General features: G+C 69.6%; 1 pseudogene. It reads left to right on the top strand.

What is annotated here, in order from left to right:
* Positions 1–25 precede the first annotated feature (25 nt).
* Positions 26–230, top strand: a pseudogene (locus SB753_RS42190) (META domain-containing protein); the annotation flags it as partial.

The following is a 230-nucleotide window of genomic DNA, read 5'->3' as shown; positions in this document are numbered from 1 at the left end:
CGCCAGTTTAGAGAGGAACGACGATATGCAGCCCACGTCCGCCACGCCACGCGACGCACGCACGAGCGCCACCCCCGACGCATCGTCGAATGCACCTGACACGGCTGCGCGCGTGTCGCTGCGCCGGCGCGCGGGTTATGCGCTGGCCGTCGTGTCGATGGCCGCGTCACTGTCCATGCTCGTCGCCGCCTGCTCGATGCCGAAACATGCCGACACGGAAGCCCCGCCGC

Source organism: Paraburkholderia sp. SIMBA_053 (assembly GCF_046534895.1).
GTDB classification, from domain to species: Bacteria; Pseudomonadota; Gammaproteobacteria; order Burkholderiales; family Burkholderiaceae; genus Paraburkholderia; species Paraburkholderia caledonica.
The sequence above is the reverse complement of the archived record's forward strand: the minus strand, read 5'-3'. Positions and strand labels throughout refer to the sequence as shown.